Raw genomic sequence first — 21,850 nt, 5'->3', positions numbered from 1 at the left:
ATGTCTGAAAAACATAAAACTGAAGTTCACATTCGCCCATCGTGGGATGAATATTTCATTCAGCTTGCCGATACTGTAGCCCAAAGAGCCACTTGCGATAGAGGAAGGAGCGGTTGCGTGATTACTAAAGACAAGCAAATTTTGGTGACGGGTTATGTGGGTTCTCCAAGAGGATTGGCCCATTGTGATGATGTTGGACATTTATTTAAAAAAGTCATTCATGAGGATGGCCATGTTACACAACATTGTGTAAGAACAGTACATGCAGAGCAAAACGCCATCACCCAAGCAGCAGGAAGAGGAATTGCCCTAGAAGGCGGAACGCTTTATTGCAGAATGACTCCTTGCAGAACTTGTGCCATGCTCATTATCAATTGCGGAATAAAAAGAGTGGTTTGCGAAAGGAAATATCATGCTGGAGACGAATCAGAGGAGATGTTCAAAGAAGTGGGTATCGAGTTGACTTATATGCATGATGAAATACAACAATATAGTGGTCAGAAGATAGATAACACCGATATGTTCAGAAAAGAATAGGCCATTAAAGAGCCCCTTTTCCTCTGAATCTTATATTATTAACATTATTTAGCACCTATTCCTTAAAATCATGAACAAGGGTTCGGATGATTATTTTGTATATTTGCCCCAATATTTGAAATAATAAAACCTTAGGACATCATTATTTATAAATGATTCCGAAAATAAATTGTAATTAGTATTTGAAATCTAAGCTGGCTTTAATGAATGTTGTTAGAGTTTAGCAAAGAAAAAATATCAAAATAAACTTATGAAAAAAGCAGTCATATTTTCACTTTTAGCCATTATTGGTTTTGGAGCATTTGCACAACCAGTTGCTGAAACTACTATGAAAAAAATATCTGTTGGTTACGACTTGTATACCAGCATCTGGATGGACATGCCTACAGGTATTAAAACCAGAACCATCAATCAAGGTGCCAATGTATTCTTGATGTACAATCATTTGATGGGTGATAATGGATTTAGTTTTGCAGGTGGATTGGGAATTTCTTCAGAGAACCTTTATCTTAAAAACGCTTATGTTCCTAATGTAAAAAGTGATTCTATTGCTTTTACTCCTGTTCCTTCTGGGGTTAAATTAAAAAGATCGAAAGTAAACGTTACCTATATTGATATTCCTGTTGAAATGCGTTATGTCACTAAAAACAAAATGCGTTTTACCTTAGGTATGAAGTTTGGATTCTTAATAGATTCTAAAACCAAAATCAAAGGAGATGCTTTTGATGAGGATGGTACCTTAGGTTATGGAAGCACTGAGAAGCAAAAAGACATGAATCAGCTAGAGTCAACTCGTTTTGGTGTTCAAGCACGTGTGGGTTATAAATGGGTTCACGCCTATGCTTACTATAGTTTGAATAAATTATTTGTAGCCAACAAAGGACCTGAAACCTATCCTATTTCTGTTGGTATTACTTTTATGCCATTCTAAGTAGTGGCTGCAAGAAAACTCCGATAAATCGTTATAGCCTTTCTGAAAACAGTCATCCTGATGATTAATATCGGGACTCCTTGATTTTCAGAAAGACTAAGCCTCGTTCTCGAAGCTTTCTTATCAACCACTGAGAAAAAAGGTAGTCTTCTTGCTGAGACTAAGTAAAAAAAACAAAAAGTATAGGCTGCTGAATTTCAATAATTCAGCAGCTTTTTTTATGCCTTTTTTCTTTATATTTGTTGAAGGAGGAAAGACCATGATCAACACTCAAATCAGATTGGCCATTTTAGGATATGGCAAGGAATGCTCTAAAAAGAATGCCAAAACAGCAAGCCTAGTAGGAAGAACAGCTGCAAAGCAAGGAATATCATTAATCGCAGGGAATGTAACAGGAACATTTGCTCATGCATTTGAAGTTGTGAGAGATTTCCCCATCACCACTATTTGTGTCATAGAAAAACACAAAAAGCCAAGTGATAAAAAAATAGTGTCGGAGCTTTACCTCACCAAAGACAGCTATGCCAAACATAGCCAAATAAGTCAAATGGCCGATGCTGGAATATTAATTGGCGGTGGAGCTGGCTCACAACAACTGCTGAATCATTTTATAAAAAACAACAAAACGGTGATTGCCATTGAGGGAAGCGGAGGCATTACCAATCATGACCTTCCCCCTCAAGTATTAAAAGCAAAAAACACCACGGAAGCTTTTAGGATACTAAAAAGCATCAAAAACGAATCCTTTTTAAAAACCGAATTGGGCATCTTGAAGCTTAGCTTTAATCATTTTGCATTATCCAGATTAAGCTTTTCTGAGGAGGCCTTTGATAAAAAATCAAACTCAAATAATGAATTTTCTGAACAACTAAAAGCATACTTTTCTGGTACTAAAGTTGAGTTTACGGGTAAGCTATACCTTGAAGGTAGTGACTTCCAAAAGAAGGTTTGGAGGATCTTATTAGATATCCCCTACGGAAACACCCAAGAATATGGCGAGTTAGCAAAACAAATAAGCAACAAGAAAACTAGTGGTGCCATTGCCTATGCTGCCCAACAAAACCCAATAGAAATCATTATCCCTTGCCACCGATTATTAACAAAAAGAGGACAGTTGAGTAGCTATTCTGGTAGCTTAGTAACCAAAAGTCGTTTGCTCGACCTCGAAAAACACCAAACTGAGCTTCGGGTATTTTAAACCTGATTTCGATTATTAATTAGTATCAGGGCAAACTCATACTTAATAATAAAGCTACAGATACAAGAAAACAGAGCGATCTAAGATAAAAGGCTAGCGCGAAAAGTTCTACTGATTGTAACATCAGTATGTTTTCCGTGCGAAAAAATTAGCATCATAGAGTGTGTTTTAAACGCACGAAGCTAGCTTCAGTAAAAAAATAAGAAAAATAAAAGTACGAGTTTGCCCTGTCGCTCCAATTTTTTACTACTCATATCGTTAGGTTTGCTTATTTTTGCATTCATACTAATTATCCATTGCATCATCATTAGCACAAATTCTATTTATATGCTAAAATCTAAGTTATTATTATCTATCATTAGCGGAGTATTATTAAGCTTGGCTTGGCCTGCTCATGGCTTCCCTTTTCTTATTTTCATTGCTTTTATTCCTTTGTTTTTTATCGAAGATCAACTAAGCAAAGAATCTAAAAAGCCATTGCGAAATATTTTTCTGTATACCTATATTGCTCTATTTACTTGGAATGCACTAAGTACTTGGTGGATATGGAACTCCTCCATATTTGGAGCCATAATGGCCATTGTTTTAAATAGTCTATTTATGAGTTTGGTGTGGGTGGTATTTAGCTTTTCGAAAAAGTATTTTCATCATAATAGAAATGCCATTTTCTTGCTTCCGATTTTTTGGGTGGCTTTTGAATACCTACATCTGGATTGGGATTTAAGCTGGTCATGGTTGAATTTAGGTAATGTTTTTGCCAATCATTCATATGCTATACAATGGTATGAGTATACTGGTGTATTTGGTGGTACTTGGTGGATACTTATCATAAACATCCTAATTTACAAATTATTAAAAAAATTATTGGAGGATAAACCAAGAGCCAGTCAACTCGTTTTCTCTTCCTTCCCTATTTTCCTGCTCATTCTGACTCCTTTACTTTTCTCCATTTACCAATATCAAACTTATACTGAAAAAGGAACAGACACCGAAGTTGTAGTGGTACAGCCCAATATGGATCCATGGAGTGAGCAGTTTCTAAGCCCTCCTCAGGAAGTTATCGATAGAATGATTCAACTATCTATTCCTTTAATCTCTCAGGAAACTCAGTTTTGGGTAGCTCCAGAATCTGCCATTCAAGAAGGAATTCAAGAACCTTCCATGACAGTAGGTGCCAGAATGCAGAAAGGAATATCCATTCCTCGACTACAAAATTTCATGACTGAATTTCCAAATTTAAAAATGGTGATAGGTGGCAGTACTTATCGTTTTCTAGATGAAGCTACCAGTACTTCTCGCGAAACAGAGAATGGAGGAATCTATGATGAATACAATACAGCCATTATAATGAATCATCAAAAAGTGGAAGACACCTATCACAAAAGCAAACTGGTTCCCGGTCCCGAGAAAATGCCTTTTAAAAGCTTACTAAAACCACTGCAATTTATGGCTTTTAATTTGGGAGGTACTGCGGGAAGTTTAGGCTATGATACCGAAAGAAAAGTATTCTATTCTTCCCAAGGAATAGGCGCCGCTCCATTGATTTGTTACGAGAGTATTTATGGCGAATTTGTGACCGAGTTTGTTAAGAATGGTGCACAAATCCTGATGGTTATTACTAATGATGGATGGTGGGGAAACACTCCAGGACATCAACAACATTTGGCATTTTCAAGGCTCAGAGCCATAGAGACCAGAAGAAGTGTGGCTCGCTCTGCCAATACTGGAATCTCTTGTTTTATCAACCAAAGAGGCGATGTGACGGAAGCTACCGCTTATTGGGTTCAAGATGCTCGAAAACACACAATGAAAGCCAATTCAGAACTTACTTTTTATGTGAAGTATGGTGATTATCTAGGTCGTTCTTCTGTCTTCTTTGCCATCCTTTTATTACTCATTAATGTGACTGTTTATTTTAAAAAAGAAAAGCCAAATGAAGTCGATTAACTCTTTTATCCTTGGATTTTTTATAATTGCATTATCCTTTTCCAATTTTGCTCAAGCACAACAAAATAGAGATTCTATCCTAATTATACATGACTCTATCTTTATGTCACAACGACTATATGAAGATAGTGTGAGAGCAGTTGAAATTCAGGAAAAATTGAAGGAGTTTTTTAAATTAAAGCCAGACACTGTTAAACAAGTTCATCTTTCCAAATTAGAATTAAAAAAAGCTCCTGAGTTGACGAGTTTCCATAATACCAAAATCATCTATTTACATGGAAATCAAATTGAGAAGATCAAAAAGAAAACATGGCCAGAATCTGACAGCCTAGAAACCATTATTCTAAGTTCAAACCATCTGAAACGCATTAGTTTTAAAAAGAACCACAGCATCACCAATCTCGATTTATCAGAGAATAAATTAAAAAGAATTCCTAGATCCATCAGGAAATTAAAGCAACTAAAGCACCTTGATCTCAGTAAAAATGAAATCAAAAGAATCCCCTGTTTTATTAAAAAAATGGACAGTCTAAAAGAGATTAAGCTCAATTATAATCAAATTCAAACTTTGAGCAAAAGAGACATCCGAAAGCTTAAAAACTTGGAGAGTATTCATATTGGTGCCAACGGCATTACTGAGCTACCCGATAACCTTGAATTACTCACAAAGCTAGTAAGTCTAAATCTAGGCATCAACCAAATTAGCGATATTCCTCCCTCTTTTTCTGAGCTCAAAGAATTGGAGCATCTAATTTTTTATAGAAATGAATTCACCTTTATTCCTGAGAAGATTTGGGAATTGAAGAAACTTAAAGAGATAGATTTCTATCACAATAAACTCACCAAAATTCCAGCACAAATTGGAAATGCTAAAAAACTGGAACAAATATATTTGGCCTATAATCAGATTTCCCAAATTCCTGATACATTATTCACACTACCAAATCTCATCGCACTATATCTCCATCATAACGAAATCATCATGGTGCCCATAGGCTTAACCCATTTGAAACAATTACTCTATTTAGACTTGGGTTATAATCGTATTTTTGAGATTCCAGATTTAAGTGAAATGACCAAGCTTATCGAAATCGATCTTCAAGAGAACAGTCTATCCGAATTCCCCTATGAACTCACCGAAATCAAAAGCCTTAGAAAAATCTATCTGATGGGAAACTCCTTTGTAATGACTGATAAAGAAAGAGCCGAAATGGAGAAGTTGAGAACCGAATTGCTGGAATTGGATATTCGCTTGTTTTTTTAATCTCCAGCTATAAAGTCAACTTACAATAACTCACTATATCCATATTTTCACCAATCCCGAAGCAGGAACATCAATAGCAATAGCCCCTTTATTCAACGTATTCTATTCTCCGAAGTATAGTCACTAATAGATGATTTGTCTATTACTGGTTTTTAATTGACCATTAAATTGATATCGGAAACCTTCAATTGTTTCTTTACATTTTTTTTCACTTCTATAATAATAAATCTCAGAAATAGTATCCATATAATCAGTCTCTTCAATAAATAGAATATAGTTTGGGGCATCTTCATCGAATTCAATAACTATAGAAAAGTTGTTTAACTCATTTAACTCACCCAAAAGAATAGTATCGTTAATATTACTTAAGCTATTTCTCTCAGTCAGATATGCTTGTAATGATTGAGGAGAATCTATATTTTCATATGTAACCAAAACTGCTGCAACAGGATATGGTCCTTTTAATTCACAACATGCACTCAAAATCAATGCTAACCATATGAAAATATATTTATTCTTTTTCATCTAAACCTGTATTTATTTTGTCAACTTCACCAAACCAGAAGCAGGTACATCAATAGCCACAGCACCTTTCTTCAGCTGAATACTTTTTTCATATACTAGTTCTCCCATACAATCCAAAACTTGCAACTGATAAGTTCCCAAGTCCTGATTATTCAAAATCACTATTTGAGTTTTATTTCTAGCATTGATAATATCGAAAGCTTGTAAGTTCTCAAATCCATCGCTCACAATTATATCGTTTCCATATAATCCTATAACTGCCTTTTCTGTATTTTGAGCAATAAGGACGGGATATAATTCATCGGGTTTGTGAGGCGTAAAATCACCTTTCATTAATACTTCTTGGTTCTCATTCCAATAATCCACCCAAAAGGCTATCATATCTTTATGTTCTTGAGGAATCTCATTGAGTCGTACCGAGATTTGAGGAACAGAAAACATAATATTTAAAATCTGGAGAGCCGCATGTTCCACCTCATCATCTGGGTGCCACATAAGCATATCAGCATGAATAGCCGACGAGCCACCTAGTAAACGAGTATCGGTAGTTCGAACACGATTGATGGTAGCCATATTGGGACAATCTGCGGCGCGAAGCATATTTCCATATTTACGCATCAAAGGACCAATATAGGGCTGACGGAATTCTATCAATATCTCTGGGTTTTTCTCTTTCAAACGAGCCATAATATCAGTCATCAACCGGTCTACTGCATGATAAACCGATGCATAATCTCTACCATCCTCTGCAGTTAGTTCAGTGTCTTTTCCGGGCTTAAAGAAAGCCATAAAATCCAGCTTAAATCCATCTAATCCCCAATCGGCCATGGCGTCTTCATATATTCCAATGATAAACTCTCTAACCTTGGGATAACGTGGATCCAAAACCCAAGCACCTTGGCTGTCCCAGTAATACAAGTATTTGCCTTTAAAGCGAGGATAGTTCTCGGCATTCTTACCAATAAAAGGAACAGAATACCAAAGCAGAAACTTCATATCTAAATCGTGAACTTGGTCTACAAAACCTTTCATATTGGGGATTCTATCTGGTTTCCAATCACCAGTAAAAGCATAACCTCTTTTATCGTCCATGGTTTGCCAACCATCGTCTACAATAATGGCTTCCATGCCCATCTTTTTACTCTCTCTACACTCTTCTAGCAACTCGTCCACATCTAAGCTTTGATGATAGCTATACCAAGTGGAATACATAGGGCGTAAAGCTTCTTGAGGAGTCTCTGCAGGTTTATAATTCTCTTGTTTGGCCCACCAGTCTGTCACTCCAGTAAGTGTTTGAGCAAAGTTTTGCTTTCTTCGGTCCACGAGTATTTCAGTCTCATAGTTTTTGATAGCAGGATACTCTTCATCGAAAAGTACCAGGTAATAATGAAAATTAGCATCTTCTTCTTTAAGGTAAGAACCTAATTCTAATTTATTTAAAGCATCGCCAACAGCAACAGTCATACGGTTTTCGTCGTTCATATTCATATAACTCAAAACAGGAGCATAACGAGTGGCACTGGTTTTTACATTATTGGAATAATAGGTGGCCTTATCCACACCTAAATTAGGGTTCCAGAACTTGGCAATATCGATAGAAGGAATTTGCCATTTTAGAGTCAGTTTAGGTGGTGTAGCTGTAACCTTACTTGTTAAACTCACTTTTACTATATCTAATCCTTCCTCAAGATTCTCACTACTAATCTTTACTTCAAAATCCTCTAGATCACCATCCACCGAAATACTATCGGCAATAAAGGGAATCATTTGTGAATTCATGGGAGCAATGCTTTGTGGTTTTTCTCCACAATTGGAACATCCTATAAAAGTCAATAATACAATGGAATAAATGAGGTTTTTCATGTGTTTAATTTTTAGCCATCACAAATGTAGGAAATCTTATCAATCATTTCTCATGATGTAAATATTCTATTGATCATGGCTAAAATTGTATGATTGAAAAATAGGCCTGATTGAAAATAAATCAGTAAAACATAGCACACTAGATCACAGGCAATGTAAATACAAATTTACTACCCCTATTGATCTCACTTTCTACCCAAATTTTCCCATTATGCTTATCCACGAACTCTTTACAAAGAATCAGTCCCAATCCAGTTCCCGACTCATTATCTGTTCCATTAGTGGAAATAACTTCTCCAATATCAAAAAGCTTTGATTGTATTTCAAAAGGAATTCCAACACCATTATCCTTCACAGAGAAAGCTAGACATTGTTTATTATTCTTATTGCTTCTGTCTTCAATATCCACCTCGATAATACCCTTCCTTGGAGTAAACTTAATGGCATTATTAATCAAATTTCTAATAATGGTAGAAATCATATTTTTATCAGCAGTAACAAATACCAAATCTGGAATTCTGTTGATGATGGTAATGGATTTTTGGCCCGCAGAAAAATCCAATACTTCAATAATCTCTTTTGTTATTAGTGAAATATTCTCTCGTTGAGGTTTAAATTCAACAGATCCGCTTTGCGCATAAGACCAGGACAATAAATCTTCTATTAACTTGTATGTACTTTTTAAGCCACTATTAATCTTTGCAATAAATTGTTTCTTATCTTGGCTATCTAAGGATTCAAAATCATCATTAAGCATAGTTGTGAAACCAAGTATTGAGCTAAAAGGACCTCTTAAATCATGTGACATAATGGAGAGAAACCTATCTTTTTTAGTATTGATTTCTTTTAAAGATAAATTCATTCTTAAAAGAATTTCGGTTTTCTCATCTACCAAATCCTGTAATTCAATGGCTCTTTTCCTTTTATAATTTAACCTTAGGGTTAAAAATATAACAATCACTAACAAGATAATCATTGCGATAATAATAGCTTGCAAAAGGTTCGCATTCTTTTCTGGCTGATTGATAATCAGGCTATTTTCAGGAAGTTGATCTAAACTGATATCAAACCTTAACATTTCTCTATAATCAAAAACATAATTGTTTATGACTGTATTTATTTGAGAAATATATTCTGTGACATCTTTTTTCATGATGGCCTCTGCCATATGTGCAGCATGTTGCCCTTGATCAAAACCTCTGGTTATCTTTCCACCAAAAAGACCCTTGTTTTCGTAGAAATCCCAAGAACCAAAAATGGGAACATCACTCACCTCATGAATGGCTGTAATACCTTTCTTATAAGATATAAATTCCCCATTTTTATCTCTATTAATCACTAATAAATAGATGGCATAGCTATCGTCTAATGAGCTTACTTTTTCCTTTATATCAGATATGGTAAACTCAGAAAATATCTCAAAATTCAATTCCTTAAAATCAGGAAGCACCTTATCTAATTCTTTTCTAATGGCATTGCCAGTAGTTGTACTATCATTGATGATGAGGATGTTTTTTCTATTGGGAAAGATTTTCTGTATGGAGGCTATGGTTTGTTTATAATTGACTTTTTCATCATAACCATAGAAATGTGGGACATTTTTCAATACCTCAATATCAAGATTATTCACACCACAATACACGACAGGGACACCAGGATAATATTCATCAGAATTCATCCTCATAAAATCAAAAGCAGCATTATCACAAGCAATAATCACCTTATAAGGGTTTTGTAATGCCTTCGCTTTATACATCACTTTTAGTGCTTCAAAATATTCTGGAGAATAATTTCTTTTAGTATCTAAATACTCAAAAAGTAGGTTTACATCGGTTCTGTCTTTAAAAACAGATTGTATACCTGCAGAAATATTATCGGTCCATTCTAATCCTTGATGATAGCTCTGTAAAACTAAGATGTTTTTTTCTTCATGTTTGTTTACATTCTGGGCTATCACCAATGCGATAGAGAAACAGAAAACGACCAAAACTAAAAAGCTATATAACTTATTCCTATTTTTTCTCATAAAGGCGACATTAATGTAACATGCACTGTATATGCAATATACGAATTACCACCATAAGAAACAAGCTTATAATTATATTGATTATACTAGTCAAAATCAAAGGAATAAGCCAATAATCATTTAATGGAAGGAATATTATCTCACCAAAATCTTCTCATTTATCACCAAATCGCCACTACGTAACTGTACAATATAATGACCAGCAGGAATTTGAATGGGTTTTTCGATATAGAAGAAGTTTTGCTCGCTAAACTCAAGAACCACTCGACCTGCCAAATCATAAAAGATGATGTCGGCTTGCTTTACTTGTTTTCTGCTCTTTACTACTAAATACTCTGGATAGTAATACATTTGAATGTCAGCCTCCTCTAAGGGCTCCAAAACCCAAGAATTAAAGTATAATTTAAAGGGATAATATCCATCGGAAGTGAAATAGTCAAATTGGTAATCATCTTCTAATAAATCGGTTCTGGTATGCCAGATTAAATCTTCTAAAACCAAAAAATCGAAGCCATGATTTTCTGATAGTTTTATGTTCATATTTCCATCTGTTCCCATTTGAACAAACAGGTTCATCATGGTGGTATCGGGATGCTGGTTAATCATCAATAGCTCATCTTCAGCTTTGGTGAAAATATGAGGGTAGCTTTCATTTTTGATAAACTTAAAAGCATCCAATTGTGGATCGTAATCAGGGCTGGCTAAGTCATTAAAAGCAATGAGGGTTTCGCTTGTCTTCTTAGCTCCCGTTACTTGTAAACTCAGCACCTTTCTGTTTGGAATTTCTTCTTCGAAGTCCTGTTCATGCATCAAAGCAGATTGGTCAATTTGAATAGACTCCTCTCCATTTCCATAAACCCAAAATACTTCCAAAGGACGAATAAATGGAGGATGGTTTCCAATGCCATCAACAGTCGCTGAAATGGTGTTTTCCTCTTCATTAAAGAAATAGCAAGCCTGATGAGTTAAGGTAGTAGTTTGAGTTTTATTCCAGTTGAAGGAACTGGGATAAGGGTTGGATAATGGATATAATTCCGGTTCAGAAAGTATGGGGATTCGTAAGTTCTGTTTACCATGATTAAAACTTCCTTTAAACTCCAGCAAAGTATCCTGGCAAGTATATTGTAGCGCTTGACATGTTTCGCTAAAATGAGGATAAAACTGGATTCCACTAAATGCAAAATTGGTTTCATTAAAAGCTGCCTCAGAGTAAGATGGCTGGACATATTTTTCTACTGCCCTCATCGGACTGGCCAGGATTTTACTATTTATTGAATCAGCTGTAAAGATATACTTTTGTACTCCTTTTTGTATGAATTCTCCTTCTACTATTAGTGAGCTTCTTTGGTGATTGTTGGCTGTCATATTTATTGTTCCATGGTTTTTAAGAACATCAGAAACCATCATTTCAGCTTTTTTCTCTAATAGGATTTTAGCATCATTATAAATATATAAGTTTCGAATTTTGATTGTTGAATCAATAACTGGGTAAAACATTGCATTATTCATAATATTCACTGAGCTGCCTTCAGTTGGTAAACTTGCATTAGACCAGTTTCCTGATTCATACCAATCCTCGCTTAAGCCACCAATCCATCGGTGAATAGGTTTTTTCTTGGTTTTTATTAATCTCAAATAGGACTCATATACATTTTCATATGCTGATGTTTTGTTCTCGAAGGCATCAAGCATTATTGAGGAATCACTATTATTGGCTAAAGATTGTAAATAGCCAGAAGTATTATTATCTATATCTAGACTTGCAATAAAAATACCATCATTAGTATAGTTTTCAATAAACTGAAAGAAGGATAAATCTTCATTTTCTTCAATATTGATAAGCTTAAATTCATGACTTGGAAGATGGTATCTAAAAAGCTTGTAAGCATAGGGTGATGATATGTAAACAACAAAAAACAAATACGCTCCTTCAGAGAAAACCTTTTCAATTCGATAATAATTTACTTGTTCAATAAGCGCGTTTAATTGATTCACAGAACTTATTTCGTTTGTGTTTAAATCAAGGCATAAGAATTGCTCAATTGACTCAGAATAAATGAACAATCTGTTTTCCTTGTCTATGCATGCCAAGTCAAAACTTGTATCAGAATCGGGCTTGTAAAGTTTTTCAAATTGCTCTGAATGATAATTAAACCTATATATTGTAGTGTCTTCAGAAGTCCCAATAAAACTATTGTCTTTTTCTTTGATCCATTCAGCAGAAAAAGGTGTTTCAATATTGGTGATTTCATTTTCGGACCAATGATATTTGAGGATGACACTGTCCTGATTGCAGGTAATACAATATTCCTCATCACTCATTTTATAGATTTGAGGGTTTTCACAATAACTAGATAATTCCAACTCATCGGATCTTATGAGTTCTTTTGTTTGTGGATTATATTCAGTGAAACTGAAAAAGTACTTATAATACCATGAAAGCATTCTGATCTTTCTATTATTTAGTAGCATTAAATTGCCGTTTTCAGCTTCGCAAAAACTTGCAGGCAAGATTAGTGAATCTGTAAAATTGAAGGAATTCTGGAGGTATGCAATAGTGTCAATTTTCAATTGGTCAGTATTATAGGATACAATTTGATAATCTAAATCTTGGTTATTATCTAGAAAAGAAATAATCCCATTATTAAATAAAACTAGCGAACCAAACTCATCATATATGGAAGTATTGAAATATCTTTCACTAATAAAAAACAAGGAATCAAGCTGACTGGTTTCAAAATTATATTGATAAAATGCTGTTTTTATTAACCAATCTTCAGAAATATCTAATAGGAGATAAAGATCATTATTTTCATCTGTTATCATTCGGTTATGGTTAAAGTTCAGAGGTATTTCTGACAAGATTTTAAACTCTTCTGTGTCAATAACACACTCACATAGAAGGGTTTGATTACCTGAAGTGTTTCGCGTTTTTACATATATTTTCCCTTGAGAAGAGATAATATAGGGCAGAGTGTTTTGATATGCTCTTAATTCATCAAAAACATGAACATTTGAAAACTCCAGGTTTAGAGGATTTAAAGAATAAAGCCCAATTTCACCATTCATAGAAAATAAGGCATATAGTAAGCCATTATGTGGGTAGAAATTTCCTAAAGGGATAAGAGATTCATTTTCGGGATAAAAAGAAGTACGATATATCAACTCAATGGAATCGGTTGCTGTATTTATTGAATGTAAAAAAGTATGCTTCCAATGATAGGAATTATCTTCTGTATAATTAGCCACAATATAATGGTCCTCCGAAACCTCACATAATCCATATGAAGTTCCAACTTCTGTCTCAAAAAACATGGTTGAATCAGGCAAAATAAATTGACCATAGAATTGCCCTACCAGCTCCATGCTTAAATCTCTTGGATTTACCTTTATCAATCCATTCTTTGATAGAATATACAAGTTGCCATTTGATGCTTTCACAAAGCTACCATATACTTCTTCTTCTAATATTTTTGATTCAATAGTTCTGTTTACTAAATCGTATTTATACAATATTTGATTACAAGCACCGAACATGCATTTTGTTGTGGAATCATATAATATTCCAGATTTTCTAGAATCTGCTTTGGGGTTGGCAAAATACTGATGCTCAATAATTTTATTAGTCGCGCTATCAATACTATATAAAAATCCTCCATTATGCTTTCCTGCCTGTTGTTTAATTCCCCAAATTTCGGATTGGGGAAAACAATAAATAGTCATCAATAAGAAAAAAAGTAGAAATATGCGTTTCATAGGGTCGTTTTCAATATGCGGTTGTAACGGTTAACAATTAAAAACAAAACGACAAATGGAAAGCAATATTGTCTGCTATGAAATTTGATTTTGAGAACCCTATAGGTGTTGGTGTTTTGTAAACTTTAAGTACTTTAATGTACTTTAAGTACTCTTAACTTACTTCCTCAAAGCAGCTTTACTCAAAATATGAGCAGGAATCTCCGCATCTATCTGCACTTCTAAAATAATGAAATCCGTACCTTTTCCATCTTTAAGCATATCTTTATAATTGATTTTATGAGGATACCAACGGCCATCTACTGGTCTCACATCGCTCATCTCTGTCTTCTTAAGCAACTGTCCACTTTTAGCAAATAATTCCTCTTTCAAGGGTACAAAGTGTTCTTTTTCTATCCATATCTTACGACTTTGGTAAGAAGCATCATCCACCTTGGCATGGAGTTCTAAAACCCAACAGGATTTTCCATTAATGTCCTCCTCTCCTATTACTTCAGCTTCATAAATATCCAATAGTTTTCGGTCTTCCATCATGTCTTCATAACTCATATCCGAACCCATCACCGATTGGCGTAACATGTGACCCGAGAGCTGAATGGTTCTATCGGTAGAGGGCGTATAAATCCACAAGCGATCTTCCAGCTTGAGCATCTTGGTTCCTTTTTCTCTTTCAGGAGCTAAGTACTCGGTATAGGATTCCTCATGACCTTTGGTATAACTGATGGACTCCAAAGTTCTACTGTTTCTTCTGCCATAAACCACCATTTGCGATTTGGTAATTTTGGTGTCAGACGACATATTGAAATCTACTTTGTCAATAATGGTTTTTGCATCTGGAGTTTCTTGGGCAAAAGCCCCTATTCCGATGAGTATTAGGGTGATTGTTATTATATTTTTCATGTTGTTTTCTTTTTATTCACTTTATTACATTGTGTCTTCTTTGTTCAAAATAATTATTAAAAAGCTATACCACAAAGGGCCTCAAAGTTCGCACAAAGGTGACACAAAGCTTGTTTTTTTACACCTCCAACTCCTTAAACAAAGTAGCCGTCTCCCGCTTATAAATCCCAATTCCTGAAAGCATATTCCCCAATACCATGGCTACTAAACCAGGTATAAAACCAATATATAATAGCTCTGGAGTGAACTTTGAACGAAGCACATTAGGCATCAACATGGTAGAGTTTTGCATCATGCCTGTGATATCTATTCCCACCACTTGCATATACCAAGTTCCGAGCAAACCAAGTGTAGTTCCAACAATAGAACCAATAATTCCTATGAGGATGGCTTCGTAAATTAAACTGCGGTAAATATGACCTTTTTCTTCGCCTAAAGCCAATCGGATGCCAAATTCCTGATACCTACGAAGTCCACCAAGTAATCCAGTATTCCAAAGCACTATAGACATCACCAGCACAAAAATAGTGACAAACATAGAAGCAAAACCATCCACATATTCCAAATAGCTATCCAAGTTATTTTGGTCGCGTAAACGGAGCATCAGTGGAGCAAACTCATCATTAATTCCAGCATATTTCTCGTTGAACTCTTGGGCTATTTCCGTTGCTTTTTCATCCACATAAAGTCCTTCACCTAAAAAACCTATTATTTCTCCAGCGGCATCCTCCATATCGAGCATATATCTGGCATCACTAATATCAATAATGAGGATTCCTCTATCTAAAGCAGCAGAGCCAAACCGAATAGTTCCACTCACTACAAAGTCGGCGAAAGTCATGCTTCCATTCATGGTGGTGCCCATAAAGGTGATTCTATCTCCTATGGAAATATCCAGCTTTGTAGCAAAATCTTCGCCTATTAAAGCCTCCCCTTTTTTGCTAGGAATTTCACCTCTAACTATAGATTGCTCCATATTCAAACGTTGAACTTCTCCAGTGTTTTTAGAGAATAACTCCAAGGCCATTCCTGCTGAGGGACCTTGGCCTTTGGTTTCTCCATTGGCATCAGGAACATCCAATAATCCTCCAAAACGAATGCGATCAACCCATTCCACATCCGGAAAGTCTTCTTCTAATTGAGATTGAATTTCACTTACACCAAGTAAAGCCAAATCGTTGGGCATTTGTGATTCATTTTCGGCATAAACACGGCTCATCACTTTCACATGGCCAGTTTGAAAGCGAGCATTTTGTTCTATCATATCGCCCATAGCGCCGCGCATATATCCACTTAAGAATATGGTCAGCATCACACCAATACTGATAATGATAATGGGGAGTAGACTTCTGTTCTTATCTCCTAATATTCCTTTTAACAAAAACTTGATCATGATAATTTTCCTTTCAAAGCATCAACAGGGTTCATTTTTGCAATTTTTCTGGCTGGTAAAAAGCTGACAATAGTTGCTGATATCACCACTAGAATAATAGAACCAATTATAAGTCCTATGCCAAATACTGGATAAATGACATCGGCAATGGAAATTCCTATATCATCGGCATTGGCTGCCATGGTAATGCCATTGGTAGCCATATAATAGAAAAATGGAATACCATAAGCACTGCCTACCAAAGTAGCTAAAAAGCTATACATACTTCCTTCTACGGTGAATAAGCCTACCACTTGCCAGCGAGTCATTCCAAGAGCAATATAGGTGCCAATTTCTTTCTGACGGCGGAAAATTGAAAGTACCTGAGTATCGAAAATCGCTAATAGGGCAATGGCCAAAAGCAATCCATACATGATGGAACCACTGGTTTTTTTCATGGCAATGATGTCGCTGATTTCTTTGAGCAGGTCTTCTTGGCTACTGTATTTCCAGCCTTTCATTTCTACATGAACATAATCTTCTGAAGCAATAAACATAGTAGCATGATTGCTCATTCCGGTAATTTCCCATAATTTATCTATCGAAACCCAAATCTGACCATTATCCACATTGGGAACATTACAATCAAAAATATCCACTATAGTAATATTAGCAGCATCGAAGGTTCCATTTTTATCTCTCCAGCGTAATAATACCTCATCGCCCTCCTCCAAATTAGCGGATTCTGCCATCCTTTTCCCGATGACTGCAGGAATGAAAGCATCACTTTTTTCCAAAGCAGCTGTTGGAAGTTTGAGTATTTCTTGCTGGGCTTCTATTCCTTTTAATGAAACCGAAAGCATTCTCCCATCAGGATAAATAGAAGCTTGACGAATCAGAATAGGGCTTAGGTTTCTCGCTTTTTCTGCTTCAAACTCAGCATGTCCATCTTGAAGTGTAAATGGATCGAAAGGGTCATAGCTTTCTTCGAGAAGTTGGCCATGGCCATATTCCCAAGCTATGCTATCTAGTTTGGCTTGCTGATCCCAACCGTCAATCAATCCATTATAAAATATCATGATCACGAAGGCAAAAGAAAGAACACCTACATTGAGCCAAGTCCTCAGACCCGAACCAATAAGGTTTTTATAGGCTAATTGAAAGGCTAATTTCATGATATGATATTTTTAGTTTCTATGAGCTCATCTTTCACCACTTTGCCATCCTCTAAATGCACCATTCTGTTGAGATAGGCCATTACTTTTTCATCGTGGGTAGAAAACAAGAAGGTAGTATTGAGCTCCTCATTTAGCTTTTTCATGGTTTGGATAATGGCATGAGCATTTTTTGCATCCAAGTTGGCAGTAGGTTCATCGGCCAAAACTATTTCGGGCCTCTTGACCATAGCACGTGCAATAGCAACCCTCTGGCCTTCTCCACCCGATAATTTAGCAGGTTTTTTCTTGGCCATATTTTCTAAACCCACCCATTCTAGAGCTTCCATCACCGCTTTTTTTCTCTCGCTAGCCGATTTATTCTGAAGAATTAACGCAAACTCAACATTTTCGAAAACAGTATAAACTGGCAATAGATTATACACTTGAAAGATAAAACCCAAGTGCTTATTCCTCAAACCAGCCGACTCTTTATGCGATAATTCTTTAATGTTTTTACCCATCACAATGGCTTTGCCCTCCGTTGGTGAATCTAAAGAACCTATGATATTGAGTAAAGTGGTTTTTCCTGAACCGCTAGGCCCTACAATTCCGGCAAACTCTCCTTTTTCAAACTGTAGGTCAACTTGATTTAAAGCTGTAAATTCACCTTCCCCAACTGGGAAACGCTTGGTCACTTTTTCGATTGAAATGATGTGATTGCTCATATTGCTCTGTATTTAATGATTGTCTTTATTATCTACCTCTAATATTTATATTCAAATTCCCCTTGTCATTAAATTGAAAAAGAGTTTCGCCCCAGCCCTAAAGGGAGCCTGATTTTAAATAGCTCACCCTTTAGGGAGGGGTCAAAAGCCATTGAATTTATACAAAATGATTTTCTATTCTATATAACATATTCATCTCTTATTTAATGATTATAAACCAACATCAACCTGAGTCCAGGCCCAGTGAAAGTATTTTCAAAATTATTTTCAATTGTTTTTTGTTGAATATCAGGGTTATAATAGGCCATAATATAGCCTGTGAAATTCTTAAACTGATGCTCATAATTCAAGAAGAATGAATAGGCCTGCATGTCCCAGCTATAAGAATTAATAATACTGATATTATCGTACATAGTCAATGGATAACTGAGGATGGCTGCCGTAGCATTAGTGATGTACGAAAACTCAAATGCTTCTTCATCTAAAGCTCCTACCAGATGTTCTACCACCACATTTAGTCCGTTTCCTAAACCAAAAGTGTAGTCGGTGCCAAGCGTGGTATAAGTTTGATGAGTCAACAAGCCCACATCTATAGTTTTTTGAGTATATGCAGCTTCGAACCAAAGTCCCACTTCCACATCCCATTTACCATCTATACCAAACTTATTTTCAGGGATTTCTTCTACCAAACCCAATTGACTAAAATCACTCGCATCAGCATTCCTATGATGGTAAGTGAAAGCAATTTCACCTCTTGGAATAGGATATTGAACCCTTCCTCCAAACTCTGGAATCTTTTCTTGGCTAGGGATGAGTTCAAATCCTCTGGGATTCTCATTTCCATACAATCCCCAAATCCAGATATTGGCATTATTGAGGAAATAATATCGGGCTAATGCAGCATAAACTCCATTAGTGAATTTGAGCGGATCTCGAGGATCTATTTCGTCGAACCACTGCAAAGGACGAAGCAACATGGCCGTTCCGAAATCTATTTTTTGCAATCCTACTCTGAGCTCAAATTGCTCAGTGGTATATCGCCCCCAAGCCCGATAAGCTTTAATATTTCCATCGCTCCATGAGGAGTCAAAAGGATGAGTAATATAGGCTCCATAAATATTTGCTGCTGCTTGAAAGTCGAAAGCTTTGCTGTTTTTCAAAGGTAGCTTGAGATTAAGCTCAGGTAAATATCTACCGCCTAAAAGCACATCCAAATCCGAATCGGGATTATAGTTTCCATAAAGAGACAACTGCCCGTCGAACTCCAACTTGGCTTGTCCACTGCTCAGCTGAGCCATGCTTATCATGGCCAATACTAAAATAATATGGAACTTCTTTTTCATGATTTGGCCTCCTCCGAATTCATCAAACCATAAAAGAAAAACCTAGTGACTTCCATAATGGCTTCTTGGGGTGTTTTATATATAGCTAAAAATGAATCATCATTGAGTAATTGAGTGATTTGGTCTCTCATTTTCATGATGAATTCTATCTTAATGTCTTTTCTGATCCATCCTTTTTTTTGAGCATTGGCCAAGTCTTGTTTAAATTCTAGAAGCATGGTTTCAGAATATTCCTCAATCATTTTTTGTGTCGTGATATCCCCATTCACATAAATATCTTTGATAAATTCTTCACTTACATCTTGGGTGTTTTGAAATTTCAAGGAAATAATTTCTTCTATTTTTTGTACAAAGGGAATATCTTGTGCCATCACCTGTCTATAGTCTAATAATCCTTTATCAAAAATCTTCAGCATGATTTCCAAAGCCAATTCGTTCTTATTTTTAAAATGGCGATAGAAGGTCATCTTACTCACTTTGGCTTCTTTGCATATTTCTTCAACACTCACTCTTTTTACACCGTATTTCCAGAAAAGAGGTTTGGCGGTTTCCAAAAGGGTTTTATAACTTTTATTATGTTTTTCGTTTCTCATGTTGTTACGAATATTTTACAATATTACGAATTAAGTATTATAATTATCAAGTCGTAACATTAATATTTTTGATATTGAAGGTCTGATATGTAATTAATGAAAGGTGTGAGCCTGAAATTAAAATCACTTTCAATCCTTACACATCAATATTTACCATTGATATATAAGCTTTTATATAACCTAACGCTTACTCTTAAAAAAAGATTTAGATAAAAACATAAAGAATGACTTCCTCTATGTTAATGTTTTTTTATAAAAGGTTTTTACTATGAACCTGACTATTCTACCATTAATTTCTGTGTTTTAGAGCCATTAGTTGATTCCATTTTTACAAAATAAATACCCTTGGCTAAAGAATTTAGAGGAAGCTCCAGATTCAAACTCTCTCCTATTACCTCACCTTGGTATAGAGTTAATAAACTTTGTCCCATATTATTCAATAAAGTGACTTGAGTAAAATCAGATGAAGGAGTTCGACAAGTAATATGAGCTATAGTAGTTGCAGGATTAGGATAAACCTGTATATGTTTGGCATCTGACTTTCTGTTTTCACTTACCGAGGTATTTAAAATAGGATGGCAGAAAGAAGTCAAGCTAGCAATACATAATTTAGACATTTCATGGAAATAATCCATGTTTAATACAGCAATTCTATCTTGTGCTGTATGATAATAGGGATTAAAATCTCCACCATAATATTCTTCTGATACCACCACAGCAGCATAGTCATTATTCCAAAAGCTAGAATGATCGGTGCCACCTGCACCCGGAATGATCACACTTGGTTCTATTGCCAAGCTATAGATCTCGTCAATCTCAACTATATAATCTGATAATTCATTGGAATTGGCTGTATAGCTAGAATGTATCTCCGCAACCATATCTTCATCACCATCCCAAGCAATCATATCCATATTTATAACTGAATGTATTACATCACCATTACTGGCCGCTATAGCGGCATAATCCGCACTACCAATCAATCCAATTTCTTCTTCGTCCCAAAGAGCATAGATAATGGAGTATTCAAACTCCATACTGCTTAAAATACGAGCCGCTTCAATCACTGCAGCCGAACCACTGGCATTATCATCGGCACAATAATAATCTACCGCATCGTAATGGGCACATATCATATAATATTCGTCAGGGTATACACTGCCTTCTTGCACTGCATATACATTTACGCCATTCATGCTGTATAAATCCCAAGTGGGTTCTAATCCAATATTTTCTAGTGTTTCATAAATATATTGAGCAGCTAAATTATTCCCCCAATTACTCACTCTATGCTCAATGGTAGTAGTTTCATCATTAATCACCACTTCATCTTCACCACTGAGGTTTCTCATTTGATAAATTAGTGAATCTAAATTTACAGTATTGATGACATTTTCAACCTGAGCATTATAGGTTTGAGCAAATGAAAACAGTCCAAATATTAGGAAAATCGATAGTAAATAAATACGTTTCATCATGATTGTGTTTTATAAAAAATATGCGTGAGCTAAGATAGTAAGAAATGCCAAAAACGAGTCATACAAGGTAAAAGCGTTTTTTTGAAGTTAAAATTCATAGATTCAATTCTCATTTCCATAGATAAACTATAGCTATCCATTGAAAATATTTTCAATTCGCCACATCCCATATTATTATTGCACCATAGATAATCAATAAGTGAAAGGAAAGATGATGAAGGATTTAACAAGGTTA

General features: G+C 35.4%; 16 protein-coding genes. 5 read left to right on the top strand and 11 right to left on the bottom strand.

Translation table 11 applies throughout. The features are described 5' to 3' along the window. From HNS40_RS00695 to HNS40_RS00675, 5 genes are all read left to right on the top strand, one after another. Window positions 1-537 carry a cytidine/deoxycytidylate deaminase family protein gene (locus HNS40_RS00695; protein WP_172276179.1) on the top strand — a complete coding sequence of 179 codons (537 nt, stop codon included), beginning with the start codon at window positions 1-3 and terminating at the stop codon, window positions 535-537. A 250-nt stretch (window positions 538-787) separates the two neighbouring features. After that, window positions 788-1,468, top strand: a complete 681-nt coding sequence (locus HNS40_RS00690) for an outer membrane beta-barrel protein (RefSeq protein WP_172276177.1) — start codon at window positions 788-790, stop codon at window positions 1,466-1,468. Window positions 1,469-1,727: 259 nt separating this feature from the next. After that, window positions 1,728-2,666, top strand: coding sequence for a methylated-DNA--[protein]-cysteine S-methyltransferase (locus HNS40_RS00685; protein WP_172276175.1), 939 nt, complete (start codon window positions 1,728-1,730; stop codon window positions 2,664-2,666). A 327-nt stretch (window positions 2,667-2,993) separates the two neighbouring features. Beyond that, window positions 2,994-4,613 (top strand): apolipoprotein N-acyltransferase, encoded by a 1,620-nt coding sequence (lnt, locus tag HNS40_RS00680; RefSeq protein WP_172276173.1) that lies wholly within the window; start codon window positions 2,994-2,996, stop codon window positions 4,611-4,613. Window positions 4,614-4,716: 103 nt separating this feature from the next. Continuing rightward, window positions 4,717-5,877, top strand: coding sequence for a leucine-rich repeat domain-containing protein (locus tag HNS40_RS00675; protein ID WP_172276171.1), 1,161 nt, complete (start codon window positions 4,717-4,719; stop codon window positions 5,875-5,877). Between the two features lie 123 nt (window positions 5,878-6,000). Here HNS40_RS00675 and HNS40_RS00670 read toward each other — a convergent pair whose 3' ends face one another. The 11 genes from HNS40_RS00670 to HNS40_RS00620 all read right to left on the bottom strand — a co-directional run bounded on the left by HNS40_RS00670 (window position 6,001) and on the right by HNS40_RS00620 (window position 21,612). Beyond that, window positions 6,001-6,402: a hypothetical protein gene (locus HNS40_RS00670; protein ID WP_172276169.1), complete on the bottom strand. Its 402-nt coding sequence runs from the start codon at window positions 6,400-6,402 to the stop codon at window positions 6,001-6,003. Window positions 6,403-6,414: 12 nt separating this feature from the next. Further along, complete coding sequence (locus HNS40_RS00665; protein WP_172276167.1) at window positions 6,415-8,265, bottom strand: glycoside hydrolase family 36 protein; 1,851 nt, start codon at window positions 8,263-8,265, stop codon at window positions 6,415-6,417. A 139-nt stretch (window positions 8,266-8,404) separates the two neighbouring features. Continuing rightward, window positions 8,405-10,291 carry an ATP-binding protein gene (locus tag HNS40_RS00660; RefSeq protein WP_172276165.1) on the bottom strand — a complete coding sequence of 629 codons (1,887 nt, stop codon included), beginning with the start codon at window positions 10,289-10,291 and terminating at the stop codon, window positions 8,405-8,407. 135 nt (window positions 10,292-10,426) lie between these two features. Next, window positions 10,427-14,047: a T9SS type A sorting domain-containing protein gene (locus HNS40_RS00655; protein ID WP_172276162.1), complete on the bottom strand. Its 3,621-nt coding sequence runs from the start codon at window positions 14,045-14,047 to the stop codon at window positions 10,427-10,429. Between the two features lie 159 nt (window positions 14,048-14,206). Continuing rightward, on the bottom strand, window positions 14,207-14,947 hold the full coding sequence (locus HNS40_RS00650) for an outer membrane lipoprotein-sorting protein (RefSeq protein WP_172276160.1): 741 nt from the start codon (window positions 14,945-14,947) through the stop codon (window positions 14,207-14,209). 118 nt (window positions 14,948-15,065) lie between these two features. Next, on the bottom strand, window positions 15,066-16,340 hold the full coding sequence (locus HNS40_RS00645; protein WP_172276158.1) for an ABC transporter permease: 1,275 nt from the start codon (window positions 16,338-16,340) through the stop codon (window positions 15,066-15,068). Further along, complete coding sequence (locus HNS40_RS00640) at window positions 16,337-17,494, bottom strand: ABC transporter permease (RefSeq protein WP_172276156.1); 1,158 nt, start codon at window positions 17,492-17,494, stop codon at window positions 16,337-16,339. Before HNS40_RS00640 ends, HNS40_RS00645 begins: the two co-directional genes overlap by 4 nt. Continuing rightward, window positions 17,491-18,201, bottom strand: a complete 711-nt coding sequence (locus HNS40_RS00635) for an ABC transporter ATP-binding protein (protein ID WP_172276154.1) — start codon at window positions 18,199-18,201, stop codon at window positions 17,491-17,493. Before HNS40_RS00635 ends, HNS40_RS00640 begins: the two co-directional genes overlap by 4 nt. 203 nt (window positions 18,202-18,404) lie before the next feature. Continuing rightward, the gene (locus tag HNS40_RS00630; RefSeq protein WP_172276152.1) at window positions 18,405-19,544 is read right to left on the bottom strand and encodes a hypothetical protein; all 1,140 of its coding nucleotides are present in this window, start codon (window positions 19,542-19,544) and stop codon (window positions 18,405-18,407) included. Beyond that, entirely contained in the window at window positions 19,541-20,137 is a 597-nt protein-coding gene (locus HNS40_RS00625; RefSeq protein ID WP_172276150.1) for a TetR/AcrR family transcriptional regulator, read from the bottom strand. Before HNS40_RS00625 ends, HNS40_RS00630 begins: the two co-directional genes overlap by 4 nt. 278 nt (window positions 20,138-20,415) lie before the next feature. Then, window positions 20,416-21,612, bottom strand: a complete 1,197-nt coding sequence (locus HNS40_RS00620) for a M28 family peptidase (protein ID WP_172276148.1) — start codon at window positions 21,610-21,612, stop codon at window positions 20,416-20,418. Window positions 21,613-21,850: the final 238 nt, after the last annotated feature.

Source organism: Lentimicrobium sp. S6 (assembly GCF_013166635.1).
In the GTDB taxonomy this organism is placed as follows: Bacteria; Bacteroidota; Bacteroidia; order Bacteroidales; family UBA12170; genus UBA12170.
This window is presented reverse-complemented; position numbering and strand designations above follow the sequence as displayed.

Bases quoted from the DNA above. Each gene is read 5' to 3' on its own strand.
- HNS40_RS00630 (WP_172276152.1), bottom strand. From the start codon at position 19,544: ATGAAAAAGAAGTTCCATATTATTTTAGTATTGGCCATGATAAGCATG.
- HNS40_RS00690 (WP_172276177.1), top strand. From the start codon at position 788: ATGAAAAAAGCAGTCATATTTTCACTTTTAGCCATTATTGGTTTTGGA.
- lnt (WP_172276173.1), top strand. From the start codon at position 2,994: ATGCTAAAATCTAAGTTATTATTATCTATCATTAGCGGAGTATTATTA.
- HNS40_RS00685 (WP_172276175.1), top strand. From the start codon at position 1,728: ATGATCAACACTCAAATCAGATTGGCCATTTTAGGATATGGCAAGGAA.
- HNS40_RS00640 (WP_172276156.1), bottom strand. From the start codon at position 17,494: ATGAAATTAGCCTTTCAATTAGCCTATAAAAACCTTATTGGTTCGGGT.
- HNS40_RS00695 (WP_172276179.1), top strand. From the start codon at position 1: ATGTCTGAAAAACATAAAACTGAAGTTCACATTCGCCCATCGTGGGAT.
- HNS40_RS00670 (WP_172276169.1), bottom strand. From the start codon at position 6,402: ATGAAAAAGAATAAATATATTTTCATATGGTTAGCATTGATTTTGAGT.
- HNS40_RS00655 (WP_172276162.1), bottom strand. From the start codon at position 14,047: ATGAAACGCATATTTCTACTTTTTTTCTTATTGATGACTATTTATTGT.
- HNS40_RS00650 (WP_172276160.1), bottom strand. From the start codon at position 14,947: ATGAAAAATATAATAACAATCACCCTAATACTCATCGGAATAGGGGCT.
- HNS40_RS00635 (WP_172276154.1), bottom strand. From the start codon at position 18,201: ATGAGCAATCACATCATTTCAATCGAAAAAGTGACCAAGCGTTTCCCA.
- HNS40_RS00660 (WP_172276165.1), bottom strand. From the start codon at position 10,291: ATGAGAAAAAATAGGAATAAGTTATATAGCTTTTTAGTTTTGGTCGTT.
- HNS40_RS00645 (WP_172276158.1), bottom strand. From the start codon at position 16,340: ATGATCAAGTTTTTGTTAAAAGGAATATTAGGAGATAAGAACAGAAGT.
- HNS40_RS00620 (WP_172276148.1), bottom strand. From the start codon at position 21,612: ATGAAACGTATTTATTTACTATCGATTTTCCTAATATTTGGACTGTTT.
- HNS40_RS00665 (WP_172276167.1), bottom strand. From the start codon at position 8,265: ATGAAAAACCTCATTTATTCCATTGTATTATTGACTTTTATAGGATGT.
- HNS40_RS00675 (WP_172276171.1), top strand. From the start codon at position 4,717: ATGTCACAACGACTATATGAAGATAGTGTGAGAGCAGTTGAAATTCAG.
- HNS40_RS00625 (WP_172276150.1), bottom strand. From the start codon at position 20,137: ATGAGAAACGAAAAACATAATAAAAGTTATAAAACCCTTTTGGAAACC.